Below are 19592 nucleotides of genomic sequence, written 5' to 3'. Positions count from 1 at the left end.
GAAATAATCTGTGGAGACTTTAACTTAATTAAAGCCTCTGCAGATTATTTTTAAAACTATAAACTTTTAAGTTTGCTTAAAAAATCATTTATTTGATTTTCATCTAAATAAACTTCACCTATAGTATGACCGTGCTTTAAACTTTTTTTGTTTGTAGAATGGAAATCAGATCCTGCAGTTATGATTTTTTTATACTTTTTAGCATACTTTATGAATTTCTCTGTATCACAAACTTTATTAGCAGGATAAATAGCTTCTATACCATGAAATGGAAGCTTGATTAAATCTTCTATATTTATATCTTTTACAAGTACAGGGTGGGCAAGTATAACCATAGCATTTAAAGACGTAAGCATTTTTATTCCTTCTATTGTAGAAAGTTTTTTGTTTGGAACGTAGGCAGGACTGGAATCTCCTATAAAATTTGAAAATATGTAATCAAAACTGTAATTATAACCTGCATTTATTATGGCTTTTGCTATATGGGGTCTTGCTACAACTCCATTAGCTATCTTTAATATGTTTTCAAAATCAAGTTTTATATTGAAAAATTTATATAAATTATTTACTATTTTTTTTGCCCTGTTTATTCTGTATAAGTTCATTTCTTTTAAAAAGTCTTTAAATTTTGGAGATATATGAGAGATATCTTTAAAATACCCCAGTATGTGAACGCTTCTATTTTCATACAAGGTAGATAATTCTATTCCAGGAATAACTTTGATACCTATTTTTTCTCCTTCCTTTAAAGCTTCATCTATACCAGATAAGGTGTCATGGTCTGTTATTGCAATAATATCAACACCTTCTCGTTTTGCCATACATACTAGTTTTGACGGAAATAAGTTACCATCCGAAGCATTAGTATGTAAGTGAAAATCTCCTTTTTTATACAATAAAATCACCTGCTTTTAAAATTAACTTATATTTATTATACTACTTTAATCATGCAAAGTTTCAATAAGCTTTAAATTTAAGGCTTTTCACAGTATAGTAGAGAAAAATTTTCGCTTATAAAAGTTTCTAGATACCCTATAATATAGTATATTTTCATTTAATTTTATAGAGTAATAATTTTTATATGGAGCAAACTGATAGTGTAATACAAAACAAATAATTTAAAAATGAGGAGGGGAACAATTATGGCAAACAGTAGAGGAAACAGAGTCTTAGTTCCACAAGCTAAAGAGGCTTTAGATAAATTTAAAATGGAATCAGCTAGGGAAGTAGGAGTAGATTTAAAGGAAGGTTATAATGGAGACCTTACTTCTAGAGAAGCAGGTTCCGTAGGTGGAAACATGGTTAAAAAGATGATTCAGGCCTATGAACAGGGCTTAAAATAAGATATTGAATATAGGTAAAAGCCAGATGATAGTTTCATCTGGCTTTTGCACTATTTGATTCCAGATATTTTACCTCTAAGTGCCTTTATACGGCCATTTACATAGCTTAAAAGTTCTGACTTATTGTCTTTTATATTCACTGGTGCATTAATAACTATAGTCAAAATGTCCAGTTTACTGTATTTTATCTGATTTGCAATTTCATAAGCCAAATATTTATTTTTTATTTTCCAGTATGTAGTGTTAAATTCATTTGACTGTCTTTGATTATAATATCCTTTTTCTATACCAAATTGAAATAGATCTGCAGCGGATTCTAACTCATCTAAATCCTTGGCTTGTAAAGTTTCATCAATAAGAGTTTGAAATGTTTTCATTGTTACACTCCTTTTTAGTAATTTATAAGTATTTACTATACAGACAATATTACTTATACCTTTTTTCTTAAATTTTGTCAATATTCATTTTAAATTTAGTTTTATCTAAAAATAAAATAGTTATAACTTCTATTTAAAAAATTTTTTATTTTTAAATATTTTTTATGTTTTAGGTAAAAATATAAGTGAATAAATATTTTATTGAAAAAGGAGTGACTTCCATGGGTGATACAAATAAACAACCTGAAAGATCTACATTGGGAGGTTATATATTAAGATTTGTTTTAACAGTAGTTGTATTGGCAATAACTTCATTTTTAACACCTGGTTTCAAAATATCAGGATTATGGTCATATGTAGCTGCAGCAGTTGTAATAAGTTTAATAGATTATTTAGTAGAAAGATTTATGAATGTAGATGCTTCTCCTTTTGGAAAAGGAGTAAAAGGTTTTGTAATTGCAGCTGTAATATTATATTTAACTCAATTTTTAGTTCCATATATGAGAGTTACCATAGTAGGAGCTATTTTGGCAGCAGTAGTTATTGGAATATTAGATGCCGTAATTCCAGGAAGGGTTATGTAAAAATATTTCCTACAGATCCAATAAGTGAATAATTTTTTATTTTCTTTACGCCGCCGGTGTTATTCCGGCGGCGTTTTAAATTAGTAGTAGTTTACTAATTCAAATTTTGTTATAATATGTACAGAAGCAGCACAATCAGTAAATTATAAAAATTAAACTTATTTAAAGAATTTTACAATAAAATATTTAGAAAGGAAGTATACTATGTTTGAATGGAAAGATGAATATGCTTGTGGAATTAAGAGAATAGATGATGAGCACCAAAAGTTATTTGAAATAGGACAGTCCATATATGAGTTAGCTGTCAATGAAAATCACGTGGACTATTTTGGTGATATTTTAAATTTAATTGATGATTTAAAAGAGTATACTGTTTATCACTTTGAGGATGAAGAAAAGATTATGAAAATGTATGACTATCCAGGCTATTCGGAACAAAAACGAGTGCATGATAAATTTATAGAAAAAATAGAGAGCTTGGATTTAGATGAAATGGATGAAGATATACAAAAATCAATTTTGAATATTCTAGATTTTGTGTACAATTGGATATCAAGTCATATATTAGGTATGGATTTGAAGATAAAAGATTATTTTGATGAGTTAAAATTAAGTAGGCTGAAAAATAGCAAATAGAAACATAGACGTAGTAAGAAAAGAGGAGAAATATATTTGAAGGAAAGTGAAAAAATCTACTGCAGGAGAAAAAAACATTACGATCATCTTGTGAAAAGTCAAAGTTCTACTGTAGTACGTATAAGTAGGTTACGTTTTTTAATATTTTTGCTAGGAATAATCTTTATAGTAGGTTTCTATATTAAAAACTATCACTATATGAGTTTAAGCATTTTCCTGGTTTCAGCTATATTGTTTGTACTTGCTGTAAGAATCCATGAAAAGTTAAAACAAAATACAGATTTTACAAAAAAGCTAGTAGAAATAAATTGTAATTCGTTAAAAAGAATAGTTGGTGATTGGAAAGAATTTAACGAAAAAGGAGAAAATTTTAAGAATGTAGAACATAATTATTCCTGGGATCTTGATATATTTGGTGAAAACTCATTATTTCAATGTATTAATTGCTGTAATACTTATCTTGGAAAGGAAAATTTAAAAAATGTGTTGTCTTCACCTTTAGGAAATTCTAAAGATATAGAAAAAAGACAAAGTGCAGTTTTGGAATTGTCCTGTAAATTAAAGTGGAGACAGCATTTAGAGGCACAAAGTTCATCCATAGAAGATAATAAGGAGAGTGTTTCAAAGCTTAAAGAAATAGTTTCAACTAAGAATTCAACATACAGAAATAAATACATTATAGTTGTATTTAAAATAATTCCTATTGTAACTATAATGCTTTTGTTTATGAGTTTTGTATTTCACTTTTTTAATAATTCTATAGGGTATGCAGCACTTGTAGTTCAAATAATTTTACTTTTACCAGGGGCTAAAAACAGATTTAGCACTTTAAACACAGTTTTTAATTTAAAAAGTAATATAAGATCTTATGAAAAAACTATATCCTTAATATGCAAAGAAAAATTTCAGTGTGATTACTTAAATGACTTAAAAAGTATGCTATTAAAAAAACAAAATGGAAAATTAAAAAATGCAGCAGAAGAAATATATAAGCTAAAAAAGATATCAGAGAGCATATCTCAGCGCCAGAATCTTGCATATATAATACTTAATATATTTTTCCTTTGGGATTATCAATGTATGTTTGCCTTTGAAAAGTGGAGAGAAGAAAATGGTAGGGAACTCTATGATTGGATTGAAACTGTTGGAAAATTTGAAATGTTGAGTAGTCTTGCAGTTATAGCATTTGACCATTCAAGTTGGACAATGCCTCAGATTTTGGATAAATCCTTGGTTTTAAAAGCAGATTCTATGGCACATCCTCTTTTAGGGGATAAGGCAGTTTGTAATAATCTGGATTTGAATAAAAATTCTAAAGTAGCACTTATCACGGGATCAAATATGTCTGGGAAAAGCACTTTTTTAAGAACAGCAGGTATAAATTTAGTACTTGCTTATTCGGGGGCACCGGTTCGTGCAAAATCATTTTGTTGTTCTATAATGAGTATTTACACTTGTATGCGAATAAGTGACAATTTAGAAAAAAATATATCTTCTTTTTATGGAGAAATTTTGAGAATAAAATCTATTGTAGAAGCTGCTAATAGGGGAGAAAATATTTTTTTCTTATTAGATGAAATATTTAAAGGTACTAATTCCATAGATAGGCACACTGGAGCCAAGATACTTATAAATGAATTGATGGATTCTAATACCTGTGGTATGGTATCAACTCATGATTTGGAATTATGTGATATAGAGAGTGAAAGTAATGAAAGAGTAAAAAATTATCATTTTAGAGAATATTATAAAGATAATAAAATACAGTTTGATTATAAATTACATAGGGGTGCATCGAAAACGAGAAATGCTCTGTATCTTATGAAAATGGCAGGAATTAATGTACCTGACGATTAATCTGATATATTTTTTGCATATTCAATAATATTTTTACAAAATGTACTTTAGAGTACAAAATCTATTGACTAACTTGAAGTTTTAGTTCATAATATATTAATATAAGTGAATAACTGAGGTAGAGGTGCAGAATTTAAGAGTAGAGTTGAGGAGTTAAGCACTATGATACAACTTGAAAGGAAATTTTGCCGAAGTTATTTAGCAGATGCTTTAATGCTAAATAATTGGGTTTACATAAAATATATGTAAAACTGTCACAAGGTTAATTTGTGGAGAGCTATCATTCGTTATAGGATTAATATGTCTTTATATAACCTTGAGTGTACTCTCAAGGTTATTTTTATGATCACCTTATGTCCGTCTTAGTTATATCACTTATCGGAAATTAAAAACCGATAAGGGGGGAAAAAAATGCAGAGTGTTGCAGAACAAAAACAAGAGGGGACCTATGAACTTAAAAGAGGTCTTAAAGCCAGGCATTTAAATATGATTGCTTTGGGCGGAGCTATAGGAACAGGGTTATTTTTAGCTCTAGGAGCTACGATTAAACAGGCGGGTCCCGGAGGAGCACTTGTGGCTTATGGCTGTATAGGAGTTATGGTTTATTTTTTAATGACAAGTTTAGGAGAAATGGCAACGTACATGCCTGATTCAGGTTCCTTTAGTACATATGCTACTAAGTTTGTAGATCCGGCACTTGGGTTTGCACTTGGATGGAACTATTGGTACAATTGGGCTATAACTGTTGCAACAGAAATGGTAGCAGGGGCCTTGATAATGAAATTTTGGTTTCCAGGTGTACCATCTATTATATGGAGTGTATGTTTTTTAGTACTTATAGTTGGACTTAATTTATTGTCTGCAAAAGCTTATGGAGAATCAGAATTTTGGTTTGCAGGTATTAAGGTTTTTACAGTTATAGTATTTTTAATTGTAGGTGTGGCAACTATTTGTGGAATATTTAATGGAAAACCTGTAGGATTTAAAAACTTTACAGTAGGAGATGCACCTTTTGTAGGTGGTTTTAAATCTATATTTTTAGTTTTCTTAATTGCAGGATTTTCTTTTCAAGGCACAGAGCTTATAGGTATAGCAGCAGGAGAAAGTGAAAATCCAGAAAAAACTATACCAAAGGCAATTAATGCTGTATTTTGGAGAATAATATTATTTTATATAGGCACAATATTTGTAGTAGGAGCTCTTATACCTTATATGAATGCAGGAGTTGATACAAGTCCTTTTACGATGGTATTTCAAAAGGCAGGTATAGCAGGGGCAGCTTCTCTTATGAATGCAGTTGTTTTAACCTCAGTTCTATCTGCAGGGAATTCTGGAATGTATGCTTCAACAAGAATGTTATATTCTATGGCTAAAGAAAAAAATGCACCTGTATGTTTTGCAAAAGTTAATTCAAGGGGAGTACCAGTAAATTCACTTATACTTACTACTATAGTGGCATCTGCTTGTTTTTTAACTGGATTTTATGCAGAAACTACAGTGTATGTATGGCTGGTAGCAGCTTCAGGACTAGCAGGATTTGTAGCATGGGTTGGAATAGCACTTTGCCATTACCGTTTTAGAAAGGCTTATAATTTACAAAAACGTGATTTTAGTAAATTAAAATATAAGGCTAAATTATTTCCACTGGGTCCGATTATAGCACTTGTACTTTGTATTGTGGTTATTTTGGGCCAAGGTATTACTTATTTTGGAGAAGCTAAAATAGATTGGGGCGGAGTTATTTCTTCATATATAGGACTGCCTTTATTCTTAGGTCTATGGATATGGTATAAAAAAAGGCATAGTACAAAAGTTATTAAATTAGAGGATGTAGATTTTAATAGTATTGAAAAAGAAGTAGAAGATATGAAGTAATGTTTTGGAAAAAAGTTTCTAGGAAGTTTACCTTTCTGGAAACTTTTTTATGTTTTTAATAAAGATGATATCTTTAATACACAAATTTAATGAGTTTATCTTATTATATATAAAAAATAATATTTGCGTAACAATAGTTATTGATAAGAGTAAAATACTTCTTATTACTAGCTTAGGTAATGTAGTAAAATTATTATATATATTTTTTATAAATTAGACTATTATAGATAATTTATGGTAGAATTAAAAGAGAAATGATGAAAAAAATCATGTTCTTGTCTAGTATGGTATTTTTAAATTAAAGTTAAATCTGCTAAAATATTTAGTTAAGCTTAAAGCTCTATCAATAAGGGGGGTAATAGTATTTATAAAAAGGTATTTACAAATGTTATCCTTATATTGTTTACTGTATTACTTTTAAAAGTTATGGCTGTAACTTTTTATTACAATACCAGTTCTCTTTCTCTTAAATATTCGTCTAATATAAGAATTAACAAATTAAATAATATAAATTATAAAAGAAAGAACAAGATACCAAAAAAAGTCAATAATGCTGTAATGCAAAATGAACCTATAGTAATAGCCCATCGTGGAGCAAATAAATTTGCTCCTGAAAATTCCATTCCTGCTATTGATATTGCAGGTAAAATGGGATATTGGGGAGTAGAATTAGATGTATGCTCTTCCTCCGATGGTGTTTTATATTTACTCCATGATCCTACACTTAATAGAACAACTAATGGAAGGGGACCAATAACAAAAAAGTCGTCAGACGAAATAGATGAGCTTAAGATTGATAAGGGAGCAAATATAGCTCAATATCCTAATTTAAAAGTACCTCGATTTGAGGAAGCATTGACGGAATGCTCTAAATACAATCTTGTGCCAATATTTGAAATTAAATTTTTAAGTAGAAGAAATAGAGATATTAATACATTTTTAGATATTATCCATGAATATGGTTACGAAAAAAAAGTTATTGTTCATTCATTTAATTATCAAGCTTTAGAATATTTAAAAAGTAAGGATAATGAGATTCGTATAATGCCAATTATAAATCCAAATAGCAGACTCCATGGTTATATGTATGCAAAATCTATAGGGGCTGTGGCTTTAGACTCCAGATATGATTTTCTTAATAAGAAAATTGTACAATTGGCTCATAAAGATGGATTAAAGGTATTTTGTTGGACAATTGACAGAAGACAAGATTTTAAAAGAGCTGCTAAAATGGGGGTAGATTATATATATTCTGATACCATTTATCCAAGTAAACAAGAAGTAAAATTAAGAAAAAATCCTGTATAGCTATTAAAGTACAATTAAAAATTAAGAATTAATAGTTATGGATGATTTTCTTTCGTTAACACTACAGAAGATCTAAAATGCAGCGTTATTGCAGCTTTACTTCAATAAGTTTTAAATTTAATATTTTTGAAATTACAATAATCTATTATAGTTTTCTAAACGAAAAATAAACTTATGCTCCAAATATTTTTACAAAAACAAGCACCGTTAAATATGTTTATTTATTGTAAAAATATCTCTGCGCATAAGTTATTTTTTAGTTAGAAAACATATATATAGGGTTTTCAATTTAAAAGTTACTTATACATAAAATATACTAACAAAATGGAAATCACACTTAAAAACTTTTTTTATAAATTTTAGTGAGGTATTTTAGAAAATCTTAGAAGCTTATATATGTCTGAGGTACGAGTTTATATAGGCTTCTTTAGATTTTCAAAATACCGAGCTTTAGACTTATAAAAAGTTTTTGGTGTGATGAAATTTGTTAGTATATGGCTGGTATAAGTTAACTTTCTACTTTGAAACCCTATAGATCATTGAAATTACTTAAATAAAACATGAATTAAATCAATAGCTGTTTTATTACAAACATTGTAATTAACTTCAAGTCCATTTCTAGTTCCTTCTATAATTTTTGCTGTCCTTAATTTTTGTAGGTGTTGTGATAAAGTTGACTGAGGAATTTTAAGGCAATTTTGCATGTGTGTAACATTACAGCAGCCTTTATTTGATAGCCCTCTGACTATACATAGTCTAATAGGATGTGCCAGTACCTTAAGAAGCTCAGCAGTATCGGCATACTCTTTATAATTATTGTCCATAGTTCTACCTCACTATATTTCTATATTTCAATCTTTACATTTACATATTATGATATACAAATATAAACGTCAATATATAATAATTATAAAGGATTTATTAAATTTTAAAATAGTAAAATTTAATTATGTAATATATAATATAGGCAAAACTAATTAGTGTACAAGCAAGTACATTAGATATGTAAAGGAGATTAACTATGAATTATGATAAGATTGATAAAAGTGCTATAAAATCATGGATTATTGGAAGAACAGCAATTAGTGTTATATTTATAGCTTTATATGTGCTATGTATGAATTTGTTTTTAATGCCAAGAATTGAAGATATGAAAGTACTAAAATGTATTTTAAATTTTTTAACTGCAATAATAATATTTGTTTCAATTTTGGATAGTTTTATATGGCCTTTTTTAGAGTATAAGCAGTGGAAATATGGCATATTTGAAGATAAAATTGAACTTATAGAAGGCATAATCATAAGAAAAAGAACAATAATTCCAATTTCTAGAATTCAGAATTTAAAAATAGAACAGGGACCAATTGAAAGAATGTGTAAAATAGCTTCTGTAAATATTATAACGGCAGGGGGTACACATAAAATCCCTGCTATAGCTGTGAAAGATGCTGAAAAAGTCGCAAATAACCTTAAAAATGTTATAGAATTGGGTGATAAAATTGGATAGGATAGAGAGAAATCATTTCTTTAAATTATTTTATAGTTTAGGCACAATATTAAAAGAAATGATAGGAATTATTTTTGCATCAGGATTCTTAATTAAGTGGATTGGATTTAGATTAGGAATTTTAACTGCAGTAATTTTATTAATACTACTTCTAGCATATGAGATTATAGAATGGAGAAAAAACATTTTTATAATAAGAGAAAAGTATATTTATCACAAAGAAGGGGTTTTTAGCGTAAAAAAAATAGAAGTTCCTTTAGAAAAAATCAATACAGTGGACATTTCAACAAATTTTTTTGAACAAATTTTTAATGTAGCAACTATAAAAATTGATACAGGAGATGCAAAGGATCATGGAAATGAATTGAAGTTCACTTTAAATAGAGGTAGGGCTGAGGCGATTAGAAATATACTGCTTAAGGAAAATACGGATACACTTAAAAATAAATATGAACAGGAATCTTATAGTTTAGGTTCAAAAGAATTATTTATATATTCTATTATATCTAATTCGCTGTTTAAGGGACTAGCTATATTGCTTGCTATACAGCAATTTTTTGAAGAACGTGTTAAAAAATTACTTAAACTTAATATTGATACATCTAGATATTTTAGAGGGTTTCATTATGTAACTTTTTATGAAAAAATTTATATAATAGTAATTATAGTTTGTATTATATTATTTGTAAGTTTATGTTTGTCTATTATATATAATTTTATAAAATATTATAATTTTAGGATGTGGGCTGATAATAATAAAATTTCCATAAATTATGGAGCCTTAAATAAGAAAAATTATAGTTTCGATAGAGAAAAGATTAAAGGAATACATCTTAAACAGAGCGTTTTAATGCAGGTTTTTGGCTATTTTACTATAGAAATAGAAAGTATTGGATACGGAGATGAAAAAGGAGAAAAAGCTATATTATATCCCATATGTAATAGCCAATTGAAAGATAGAATATTAAAAGATTTACTTAATGAATTTTTATATGAAGATAATTTTAATAAACCTCTTAGTAATGTATATTTTGGATTTTTTTATAAGAAAATTATATTTTGGATAATTGTCACTTGGATAATTGCGTTTACCAAACCAAGCTTTATTTTATTTAGTATAGTCATGTTTATAATATTATTTATTATAGGACATATGGAATTTAAAAATACCGCACTGGGGATAAATAGAAATTTGGTTTGTATATGCCATAATAGTTTTAATAAGACTCAATCTCTTTTAAAGATGTCGACTATACAATCTGTGACTTTATCATATAATTATTTCCAACACAATAAGGGAGTTTGCAATTACAAATTTATTTTATATAGTTCTAATTATGGTAAAGAATTAAAGGTTAAAAATTTAAAAGATAATATTATTGAGACTTTTTTAAAATAACAATAGTTGGTAATACAATAGTATAAAATAATTGACTAAAATGTTTGAATATGTTATTATAACCATATAATTAAATGTGAGTAAAACAGTAGGAATTGATATTAAAACCTGTATTTACAAATTTTTTATTCTCTACAATACAGTATGGCAAAACAGTATAGCAGAGTGAATAAAGATCGCAGAAGTGGGCTTCTGTCTCTGTAAAGAGTCAGAAGCTTTTTAATACCATAATATGGAGGTGGAAACATTGAAAAGTATTCTGAGACTTATTAATTTAGCAAAAGTTTTTGATGAACAAAGAATAGTAAAAAATATTTCACTTGATATTAGAAGAGGTGAATTCTTAACTATCCTTGGACCAAGTGGCTGTGGAAAGACAACTACACTTAGAATGATTGCAGGTTTTGAAAAACTCACTGCTGGAAGTATTCTCTTAGATGGAGAGCCTATAGAAAATAGGGAACCTTATGAGTTGGATATTAATACGGTATTTCAAAATTATGCTCTTTTTCCCCATATGAATGTATTTGATAATGTAGCCTATGGTTTAAAAATTAAAAAAGTTAAAAAGTTAGAAATAAAAAAACGTGTTAATGATATGCTAGAGCTTGTACAGTTAGGTAATTACGAAAAAAGAATGCCATTTCAGTTAAGCGGGGGCCAAAAACAAAGGGTAGCAATTGCAAGGGCACTTATTAATAAACCTAAAATATTGCTTTTAGATGAACCTTTAGGTGCTCTAGATTTTAAATTAAGAAAACAAATGCAGATAGAATTAAAGATGCTTCAAAAAAAACTGGGGATAACATTTGTATATGTAACTCATGATCAGGAAGAGGCATTAAATATGTCTGACCGTATAGTTATAATGAATGGAGGATCTATAGAACAGGTAGGTGACGCTAGAGATATATATGAAAATCCTAAAACCAGGTTCGTAGCAAGTTTTATAGGTGAATCCAACTTGTTTGAGTCAACTGTGGAAGATATTTTTGAAGATAGGGTTATATTGAAAACTGGAGAGTTTAAACTTGCTGCTTTAAATAAAGCATTCAATTTAGGAGAGAGGGTGTCTGTTTTAGTTAGACCTGAAAATATTAAATATTCTTTAAGTCAAGTTGAAAATTTTAGTATTAAGGCAATAGCCCAAGAAAATGTATATTTAGGTTCTAATATAAGAACCACTTTTATTTTAGAAGATGGAAGAAAAATTGTATCCAATAATTATGATAGAAATTCAAGAATACCAGAAATTAATGAAACTTTATGGATATATTGGAATGTAAAGGACGCTATTATAATAGATAATAAGGAGAATACTGATGAGATTAATCAAACAAGCAAGGTGATGGTAAGTTGAAGATTGAAAAAAAGAGACTATTAAATTTTGAAAAAAGTTTTTTTATAGGGCCTGTATCTCTTTGGATGATAGTTTTAATGGGGGCGCCAATTTGCTATGTTATATTTATAAGCTTTCTACAAAGGGGGACAAATGGTGGAATTGATTTCGTATTTTCTCTGGATAACTATAAAAGAATTATATCACCACTGTATCTTAAGGTATTTATGGATTCTTTATTAATTGCACTTATAACTACTTTATTTACTTTAGTTGTAGGATATCCATTTGCATATCTTGTAGTAAAAATACCAAAAAAGTTTCGTATATTTGTTGTAATGCTTATAATTGTCCCTTTTTGGACTAACTCTCTTATAAGATCCTATGCTTGGATGACACTTTTAAGTACAGAGGGACTTGTGAATAATTTACTTATTAAAGTGGGATTTATAAAAGAACCTATTGAAATGTTGTATACTTATGGAGCTGTACTTATAGGAATGATATATACTCTTTTTCCATTTATGGTACTACCACTTTATACATCTATAGAAAAAGTTAATAAAAATTACATTGAAGCAGCTAAAGATTTAGGTGCAACTTCTCTTAGAGCATTTCTAACAGTAACTTTACCGCTTACCAAGCCTGGAATTGTAGCTGGAAGTATTTTAGTCTTTATACCTTCCCTTGGATTATTTTATATATGTGATCTTATGGGAGGAAGCAAGGTAATGCTCATAGGCAATTTAATTAGAAATCAATTTTTAATATCTCGTGATTGGCCTTTCGGTGCAGCATTATCTGTATTTATGATAATTATTACACTGATACTTTTGCATGTAAGTACTAAGCTAGTAGGTAAAAAAGTGGATTTGGAGGTTTTTTAGCATGATAAATAAAATTCTTAAGAGAACTTCTGTCCTGTATATAGTGCTTGTATTCATTTTTTTATACTTACCTATAGCTGTGGTTGTAGTTTATTCTTTTAACAGTGCAAAAACAGGGGCAGCATGGAATGGAACTACTATTAACTGGTATAAGCAGTTGTTTGATGATTCAAATGTTATAGTTGCATTTAAAAATAGTTTGACCATAGCAGTTATAAGTACGATAGTTTCTTCAATAATAGGTACAATAGGGGCTGTAGGATTGTATAAGTATAAATTTAAGGGAAAAAGTGTAGTGGAAGGATTATTAAATATAACTATTGTTATACCTGAAATTATTATGGGAATTGCATTGCTTGTGTATTTTTCACAAATTGGGCTAACCCTTGGTATAGGTACCTTAGTTCTAGCACATGCAACCTTTAGTATTCCTTTTGTGTTTATAGTAGTTAGATCAAGACTTGCAGGATTCGATTTGTCAATGGAGGATGCAGCTATGGACCTTGGAGCAAATAGGCTTAAGGTTTTTACCAGTATTACACTTCCACTCATATTACCGGGCATATTTTCAGGGGCAATGATTGCATTTGTTCTTTCTTTTGATGATGTAATTATAAATTTTTTTGTATCGGGAGCGGAAAGCACAACTCTTCCAATAAAGATATTTTCTATGCTTAAATTTGGGTTATCTCCAGAGATAAATGCCCTTTGTACCCTTATGCTTTTAGTCACATTTGTAATTTTAGCTTCTGTACAAATTATTAAACTAATAGGAATAAAAAAAGTATAGGTTTAAATTTGTATGAATATTAATTTTAATATAATGAGGGGGGAATATTGAATGAAAAAGAAATTACTAAAACTATTGAGCTTATCAGTAATAGTTGCATGTACGATTGCTACTTTGTCTGGTTGCGGAAGTCAAAAACAGGCTTCTGGAAATGATGAAAAAGTAGTAAATGTGTTTACCTGGGCTAATTATGTACCCGATTCTGTAATAAAGGAATTTCAGAATAAAACAGGTATAAAGGTAAATTACAGTAACTTTTCAACTAACGAGGAAATGCTTACAAAACTTCAGGCAGCAAAGGGAGCTGAATATGATGTAGTAATATGCAGTGATTATATTATTGAAGTTATGGGAAAACAAAAAAATATTTTAATGCAGCCCATAGACAAGTCAAAGATACCAAATTATAAAAATGTAGATCCTCGATTTTTAAATCAACTTTATGATAAAGGCAACAAATATTCTATTCCTTATACATTAGGAAGTCAGATAATAGTATATAATTCAGAAAAAGTTAAAATTCCGATAAAGGGATATAAAGATTTATGGAATTCTACACTTAAGAATTCTCTTGTACTTGTAGATGATCCTAGAATAGTAATAGGCATGACTCTTAAAAAATTAGGATATTCCATGAATGAGACGGATTCTAAGAAATTAGCTCAGGCTAAGGAAGAACTTAAAAAATTAAAGCCAAATGTAAAAGTACTTAATGCAGATACACCTCATAATAGTCTTATTAATGGAGATGCAACAGTAGGATTTATGTATGGTTCTCAAGCATCTACTGCAGTTAAAACAAATTCTAAGTTTAAAATAGTATATCCAGAAGAGGGCATGAATGCAGAAGAAGATAATTTTATTATACCAGTAAAAGCACCTCACAAAGAAAATGCTGAAAAGTTCATAAACTTTATGCTGGATGGTAAAATAAGCAATGAAGCTACGACAATTAATCAATATGTAAATACAAATAAAGCTGCCAAGAAATTTATGTCGAGTAGTTATTTAAACGACAAGGCAGTATTTATTCCAGATTCAGAATTAAATAGGGCTGAAAGATTTAGAGATGTAGGCAATGCTGCAAAGACCTATGATTTAATATGGTCCGAATTCAAACAACAATAGCATTGAAAACTTAAATATAGATTTTAAATGAAACTTTATGGGGGAGGCAGGTTTATGAATATCTATGATTTAGTTATAAAAAATGCTCAAATAGCAGATCCAGAAAATCAAAAAATATTCCATGGTAATCTAGCGGTTGAAAATGGTAAGATAGCTTCAATTACTAGTGAAAATATAAGAGGCAGAAAGGAAATTGATGCTAAAAGTTGTATAGTATGCCCCGGTTTTATAGATATTCATGCCCATATTGACGGAAATATGAGCTATGGAGAATTGTCTTTAGTTCAAGGAATTACTACAACAGTAGGTGGAAATTGTGGTGGTGGTCCTACAAATTTGAACAAGTTTTTTGAAACACAAAATAAAAATGGCTTTCCAATAAATCAACTTCAATTTATAGGCCATTCCTTTAGTTTAAGATATAAAGTTGGAATTGATAATCCCTATATAAATGCGACAAAAACTCAAATAGGGGAAATGAAAAAACTTTTGGAAAAAGAATTTGCAAATGGAGCTGTGGGGTTATCCTTTGGGCTTGAATATGCTCCAGGGTCTTCCTTTGAAGAGGTTATAGCCTTAAGCAAGCTTGCTTCACAGTATAAAAAGTTAATTTCTATTCACACAAGGCTTAAGGCTCCTGATGATTTAGAATCTCTTAAAGAAGCTGTTAAGATCTCAGAAATTACAGGTGCACTAGTTCAGGTATCCCATTTAGTATATCAATATGGAGAAGGAGTCATGACAGAGGCACTTGGTATTTTAGATAAGGCAAGAAAAAATGGAGTAAATATATGGGCAGACAGCGGAATGTATACTTCTTTTGCAACAGGTATAACCACCAGTGTTTTTGATGAAGATCATATTAAAAAATTTGGATGGAAATTCAGTGATCTATATATAGCTTCAGGAAAACTTAAAGGCAAGTGTCTTACAAAAAAATTGTATGACAAAATGAGACAAAATGATGAGGATGCAGTTATAATTTGTTACACTGGAGTAGAAGAAGAGATTTATGAAGCACTATTAAGAGATTATGTAGTACTGTCTTCAGATACAGGTCCTTCTCCTACAGGAGACATAGGAGAAGGTCATCCTCAAAATTGTGGTACATTTCCACGCTTCTTTAAAAAGATGGTAAGGGAGAAAAAGTATCTTTCTCTTATTGATGCTATAAAAAAATGTACTTTGATACCGGCAAATATACTTGGCCTCAAAAATAAGGGAAGGTTGTCTGCAGGATGTGATGGGGATTTAGTAATATTTGATATAGATACTATTGAAGATAAATCTGACTTTTTGGGAAAAGGAAGACCAGATGCTTATCCAAATGGAGTTCATTATGTAATAGTTAATGGACATGTAGTAGCTGAGTATGGTAAAATTAAAAAAGATATTTTGCCTGGAAGGGCAATTAAAATGAATTAAATTAGGTATTTAAAAAAAATAGTCTAGCATACTGATTGGTTATTTTTTTGAAGATGTATTATAAAGAGCATACCGTTTTTTAATTAGGTTATGCTCTTTATAACATTATATAGAGCATAATTACAACTATAGTAGACAAATAGGATGAAATAGATATAAAATATAAAATATAGTATTTAAATAACTATCAATGAATCTTACTTAGTGGGAGTTTATTTCTCCCACTAAGTTTAGATGAATTATCTAGGGGCGTAGCTACTGTTAGCTCCCACTTTGATAGAAGTGGGAGTGTTACAGTAGGTAGTCATCAGATAAAGGTATAATTTATATTGGAGGTTTTATAATGGCAATTTTAGTTTGCGGTGGGGCCGGATACATAGGCAGTCATATGATTGCAGAGTTATTGGAAAATAAGAAAGAAGTTATCGTATTAGATAATTTTGAAAAAGGACATAGATCTGCAATTTTAGGTGGAAAGGTATATGAGGGAGATTTAAGAGATGATAATATACTTGACAGAGTATTTGAAGAAAATCAAATTGAAGCTGTAATAGATTTTGCTGCTTATTCTCTTGTAGGGGAAAGTGTAGATGAACCTCTTAAATACTTTGATAATAATGTAGGTGGAACTTTAAATTTGCTTAAAGCAATGAGAAAGCATAATGTAAAGTATGTTGTATTTTCATCAACTGCAGCTACTTATGGGGAACCAAAAAGTATACCAATTTTAGAAAATGCAGTTACATATCCTACTAATCCCTATGGAGAATCGAAACTTACAGTGGAGAAGATTTTGAAGTGGAGTGATAGGGCATATGGCATAAAGTATGCTGCACTAAGATATTTTAATGCAGCTGGAGCACATGTAAATGGGACTATAGGAGAAGATCACAGACCTGAAACTCATTTAATTCCAATAATACTTCAAGTAGCCTTAAAAAAGAGAGATAAAATATTCATATTTGGGGATGATTACAATACAGAAGACGGTACCTGTGTTAGAGATTACGTTCATGTAACTGATTTAGCTAATGCTCATCTTTTAGCACTAAATAAAATTATGAAAGAAAATGAAAGTAAGATTTATAATTTAGGTAATGGAAAAGGATTTTCTGTAAAAGAAGTAATTGAAGTTTCAAGAAAGGTAACTGGAGAAAAAATAGAGGCTGAAATTGCACCTAGGAGACAAGGAGATCCAGCAGTGCTTGTGGCTTCTTCTAAAAAAGCCCAGGATGAACTTGGATGGAAGCCAAAGTATAATTCTCTGGAGAACATTATTGGGACGGCCTGGAATTGGCATAAAAATCATGCAACTGGATATGAAAAATAATAGAATGTAAACAGGAGAGGAGTTGAATATTGTTAAATAAATATAAATTTATTTAACATAAAGTTATGGATTATAAAGAAATAATAGCAGAAAGAATTAAAGAAAATGTAGATTTAGAATTGGATTTTATAAAAGGTTTGATAGAGATACCTCCAAAGCCTGAGATGGGGGATTATGCCTTTCCATGTTTTCAATTGGCAAAGACGTTAAGAAAAGCTCCAAATATGATTGCAGAAGAATTGAAAAGTAAATTAGACAAAGAATATTTTGAAAAAATTGAAAATCTAGGACCTTATTTAAACTTTTTTGTAGATAAAGCGGCTTTTACAAAAGATACCTTAGAGAAGGTATTAAAAGAAGGAGAGAATTATGGTAAGTCTGAGCTAGGTAAAGGAAAAAATGTAGTTGTAGAGTTTTCGTCACCTAACATTGCAAAGCCATTTCACGTAGGACACCTTTTTAGTACATCTGTTGGAAATGCATTGTATAAAATAATAAGTTCTCAAGGGTATAACTGCACCAGAATAAATCATCTGGGGGATTGGGGCACTCAATTTGGAAAGCTCATATCTGCTTATAAAAGATGGTGTGATGAAGATTCCCTACATAAAGATCCAATAAAAGAGCTTTTAAGAATATATGTTAAATTTCATGAAGAAGCTGAAAAAGATCCTTCACTCGATGAAGAAGGTAGAATGTATTTTAAAAAATTAGAAGATGGATGCGAGGAAGAAGTTGCTCTCTGGAAAAAATTTAAAGATTTAAGCCTTAGAGAATTTAAAAAGATATATGATCTTTTAAATGTAGAATTTGATTCTTATGCAGGAGAAAGTTTTTATTCAGATAAAATGGATGCTGTAGTAGATGAAATAGACAAGACAGGTATTTTAGTTGATAGCAATGGAGCAAAAGTTGTAATGCTTGATGATTATAATTTACCTCCTTGCATTGTAAAAAAATCGGACGGAGCCACTATATATGCAACCCGTGATTTGACTGCAGCTATATATAGAAAGAAAACCTATGATTTTGATAAATGCATATATGTAGTGGGACTTGATCAATCACTTTACTTTAGACAGATATTTGCAACTCTCAAATTAATGGGAAAAGATTGGGTTGATTCATGTGTACATGTAGGTTTTGGTCTTGTAAGGTTTGCAGATAAAAAACTTTCTACGAGAAAGGGAGACGTAATATTCTTAGAGGATTTGTTGAACAGAGCTATAGAGAGAACTCTTGAAATAATAAATGAAAAAAATCCTGAACTTGAAAATAAGGAAGAAGTTGCAAAGAAGATAGGTGTAGGTGCCGTTATATTTACTTATTTAAAAAACAACAGAGAAAGGGATATAGTATTTGACTGGAATGAAATGCTAAGCTTTGAAGGAGAAACTGGTCCTTATGTACAATATAGCTATGCTAGAGGAAAAAGTATATTAAGGAAAGCTCCTGCTGGTATAAGTGAAAATGTAGATTACAGCAAATTAAGTAGTAAAGAGGAATTTGAACTTATAAAAATACTTCATGGTTTTAATAAGGCAGTATTAAGTGCTATAAATAAGTTGGAGCCATTTATAGTAACTAGATATGTAATAGATGCAGCTAAAGCCTTTAATAAGTTTTATAATGCACACAGCATTATAAATGCTGAAGATGAAGGTGTGAAGGCAGCTAGAATTCAGCTTGTAAAGGCTTCCTGCCAGGTAATAAAAAATGGCTTGAATTTACTTGGAATAGATGTAGTAGAAAAGATGTAAAAATAGTATTTGTATTTTGAATTCAACTCTACAGCAGAATGGAGATG

At 29.5% G+C, this 19592-nt stretch carries 18 protein-coding genes and 1 riboswitch; of the genes, 15 read left to right on the top strand and 3 right to left on the bottom strand.

The features are described 5' to 3' along the window. Window positions 1–56 precede the first annotated feature (56 nt). The gene (locus tag CLAU_RS01300; protein ID WP_023161743.1) at window positions 57–896 is read right to left on the bottom strand and encodes a PHP domain-containing protein; all 840 of its coding nucleotides are present in this window, start codon (window positions 894–896) and stop codon (window positions 57–59) included. 246 nt (window positions 897–1142) lie between these two features. On the opposite strand from CLAU_RS01300, the gene CLAU_RS01295 reads away from it, so the two are divergent. Beyond that, window positions 1143–1343 carry an alpha/beta-type small acid-soluble spore protein gene (locus tag CLAU_RS01295; protein WP_023161742.1) on the top strand — a complete coding sequence of 67 codons (201 nt, stop codon included), beginning with the start codon at window positions 1143–1145 and terminating at the stop codon, window positions 1341–1343. A 50-nt stretch (window positions 1344–1393) separates the two neighbouring features. Here the strand turns inward: CLAU_RS01295 and CLAU_RS01290 are convergent, their stop codons facing one another. Next, on the bottom strand, window positions 1394–1720 hold the full coding sequence (locus CLAU_RS01290; RefSeq protein WP_023161741.1) for a hypothetical protein: 327 nt from the start codon (window positions 1718–1720) through the stop codon (window positions 1394–1396). A 221-nt stretch (window positions 1721–1941) separates the two neighbouring features. On the opposite strand from CLAU_RS01290, the gene CLAU_RS01285 reads away from it, so the two are divergent. The 5 genes from CLAU_RS01285 to CLAU_RS01265 all read left to right on the top strand — a co-directional run bounded on the left by CLAU_RS01285 (window position 1942) and on the right by CLAU_RS01265 (window position 7980). Beyond that, window positions 1942–2304 carry a phage holin family protein gene (locus CLAU_RS01285; protein ID WP_023161740.1) on the top strand — a complete coding sequence of 121 codons (363 nt, stop codon included), beginning with the start codon at window positions 1942–1944 and terminating at the stop codon, window positions 2302–2304. A 204-nt stretch (window positions 2305–2508) separates the two neighbouring features. After that, window positions 2509–2940 (top strand): bacteriohemerythrin, encoded by a 432-nt coding sequence (locus CLAU_RS01280; protein WP_023161739.1) that lies wholly within the window; start codon window positions 2509–2511, stop codon window positions 2938–2940. Window positions 2941–2976: 36 nt separating this feature from the next. Next, window positions 2977–4797, top strand: coding sequence for a MutS-related protein (locus CLAU_RS01275; RefSeq protein WP_013238832.1), 1821 nt, complete (start codon window positions 2977–2979; stop codon window positions 4795–4797). 111 nt (window positions 4798–4908) lie between these two features. Next, window positions 4909–5085: riboswitch (Lysine riboswitch) on the top strand. A 123-nt stretch (window positions 5086–5208) separates the two neighbouring features. After that, window positions 5209–6672 carry an amino acid permease gene (locus CLAU_RS01270; RefSeq protein ID WP_013238831.1) on the top strand — a complete coding sequence of 488 codons (1464 nt, stop codon included), beginning with the start codon at window positions 5209–5211 and terminating at the stop codon, window positions 6670–6672. Between the two features lie 399 nt (window positions 6673–7071). Next, on the top strand, window positions 7072–7980 hold the full coding sequence (locus CLAU_RS01265) for a glycerophosphodiester phosphodiesterase (RefSeq protein WP_029170036.1): 909 nt from the start codon (window positions 7072–7074) through the stop codon (window positions 7978–7980). 545 nt (window positions 7981–8525) lie between these two features. On the opposite strand, the gene CLAU_RS01260 is transcribed toward CLAU_RS01265, so the two are convergent. Continuing rightward, the gene (locus tag CLAU_RS01260) at window positions 8526–8804 is read right to left on the bottom strand and encodes an ArsR/SmtB family transcription factor (RefSeq protein ID WP_023161735.1); all 279 of its coding nucleotides are present in this window, start codon (window positions 8802–8804) and stop codon (window positions 8526–8528) included. A gap of 197 nt (window positions 8805–9001) precedes the next feature. Here CLAU_RS01260 and CLAU_RS01255 point away from each other — a divergent pair, with 197 nt between their 5' ends. From CLAU_RS01255 to argS, 9 genes are all read left to right on the top strand, one after another. Next, window positions 9002–9487: a PH domain-containing protein gene (locus CLAU_RS01255; RefSeq protein ID WP_023161734.1), complete on the top strand. Its 486-nt coding sequence runs from the start codon at window positions 9002–9004 to the stop codon at window positions 9485–9487. Further along, window positions 9471–10886 carry a PH domain-containing protein gene (locus CLAU_RS01250; RefSeq protein ID WP_023161733.1) on the top strand — a complete coding sequence of 472 codons (1416 nt, stop codon included), beginning with the start codon at window positions 9471–9473 and terminating at the stop codon, window positions 10884–10886. Before CLAU_RS01255 ends, CLAU_RS01250 begins: the two co-directional genes overlap by 17 nt. A gap of 247 nt (window positions 10887–11133) precedes the next feature. Beyond that, window positions 11134–12246, top strand: coding sequence for an ABC transporter ATP-binding protein (locus tag CLAU_RS01245; RefSeq protein ID WP_013238826.1), 1113 nt, complete (start codon window positions 11134–11136; stop codon window positions 12244–12246). After that, entirely contained in the window at window positions 12243–13112 is an 870-nt protein-coding gene (locus CLAU_RS01240; RefSeq protein ID WP_013238825.1) for an ABC transporter permease, read from the top strand. The genes CLAU_RS01245 and CLAU_RS01240 overlap by 4 nt, the downstream gene beginning before the upstream one ends. Before the next feature lies 1 nt (window position 13113). Then, window positions 13114–13902, top strand: coding sequence for an ABC transporter permease (locus CLAU_RS01235; protein WP_013238824.1), 789 nt, complete (start codon window positions 13114–13116; stop codon window positions 13900–13902). A 51-nt stretch (window positions 13903–13953) separates the two neighbouring features. Further along, window positions 13954–15030: a polyamine ABC transporter substrate-binding protein gene (locus CLAU_RS01230; protein WP_013238823.1), complete on the top strand. Its 1077-nt coding sequence runs from the start codon at window positions 13954–13956 to the stop codon at window positions 15028–15030. Between the two features lie 54 nt (window positions 15031–15084). Beyond that, on the top strand, window positions 15085–16455 hold the full coding sequence (locus CLAU_RS01225) for an N-acyl-D-amino-acid deacylase family protein (RefSeq protein ID WP_013238822.1): 1371 nt from the start codon (window positions 15085–15087) through the stop codon (window positions 16453–16455). A gap of 343 nt (window positions 16456–16798) precedes the next feature. After that, window positions 16799–17785, top strand: coding sequence for a UDP-glucose 4-epimerase GalE (gene galE / locus CLAU_RS01220; protein WP_013238821.1), 987 nt, complete (start codon window positions 16799–16801; stop codon window positions 17783–17785). A 65-nt stretch (window positions 17786–17850) separates the two neighbouring features. Beyond that, window positions 17851–19545 carry an arginine--tRNA ligase gene (gene argS / locus CLAU_RS01215; protein ID WP_013238820.1) on the top strand — a complete coding sequence of 565 codons (1695 nt, stop codon included), beginning with the start codon at window positions 17851–17853 and terminating at the stop codon, window positions 19543–19545. The last annotated feature ends 47 nt before the right edge of the window (window positions 19546–19592 follow it).

The sequence above is a fragment of the Clostridium autoethanogenum DSM 10061 genome (assembly GCF_001484725.1).
Taxonomy (GTDB): Bacteria; Bacillota; Clostridia; order Clostridiales; family Clostridiaceae; genus Clostridium_B; species Clostridium_B ljungdahlii.
Note: the sequence above shows the minus strand (reverse complement) of the source record. Positions and strands in the feature narration are given on the sequence as shown.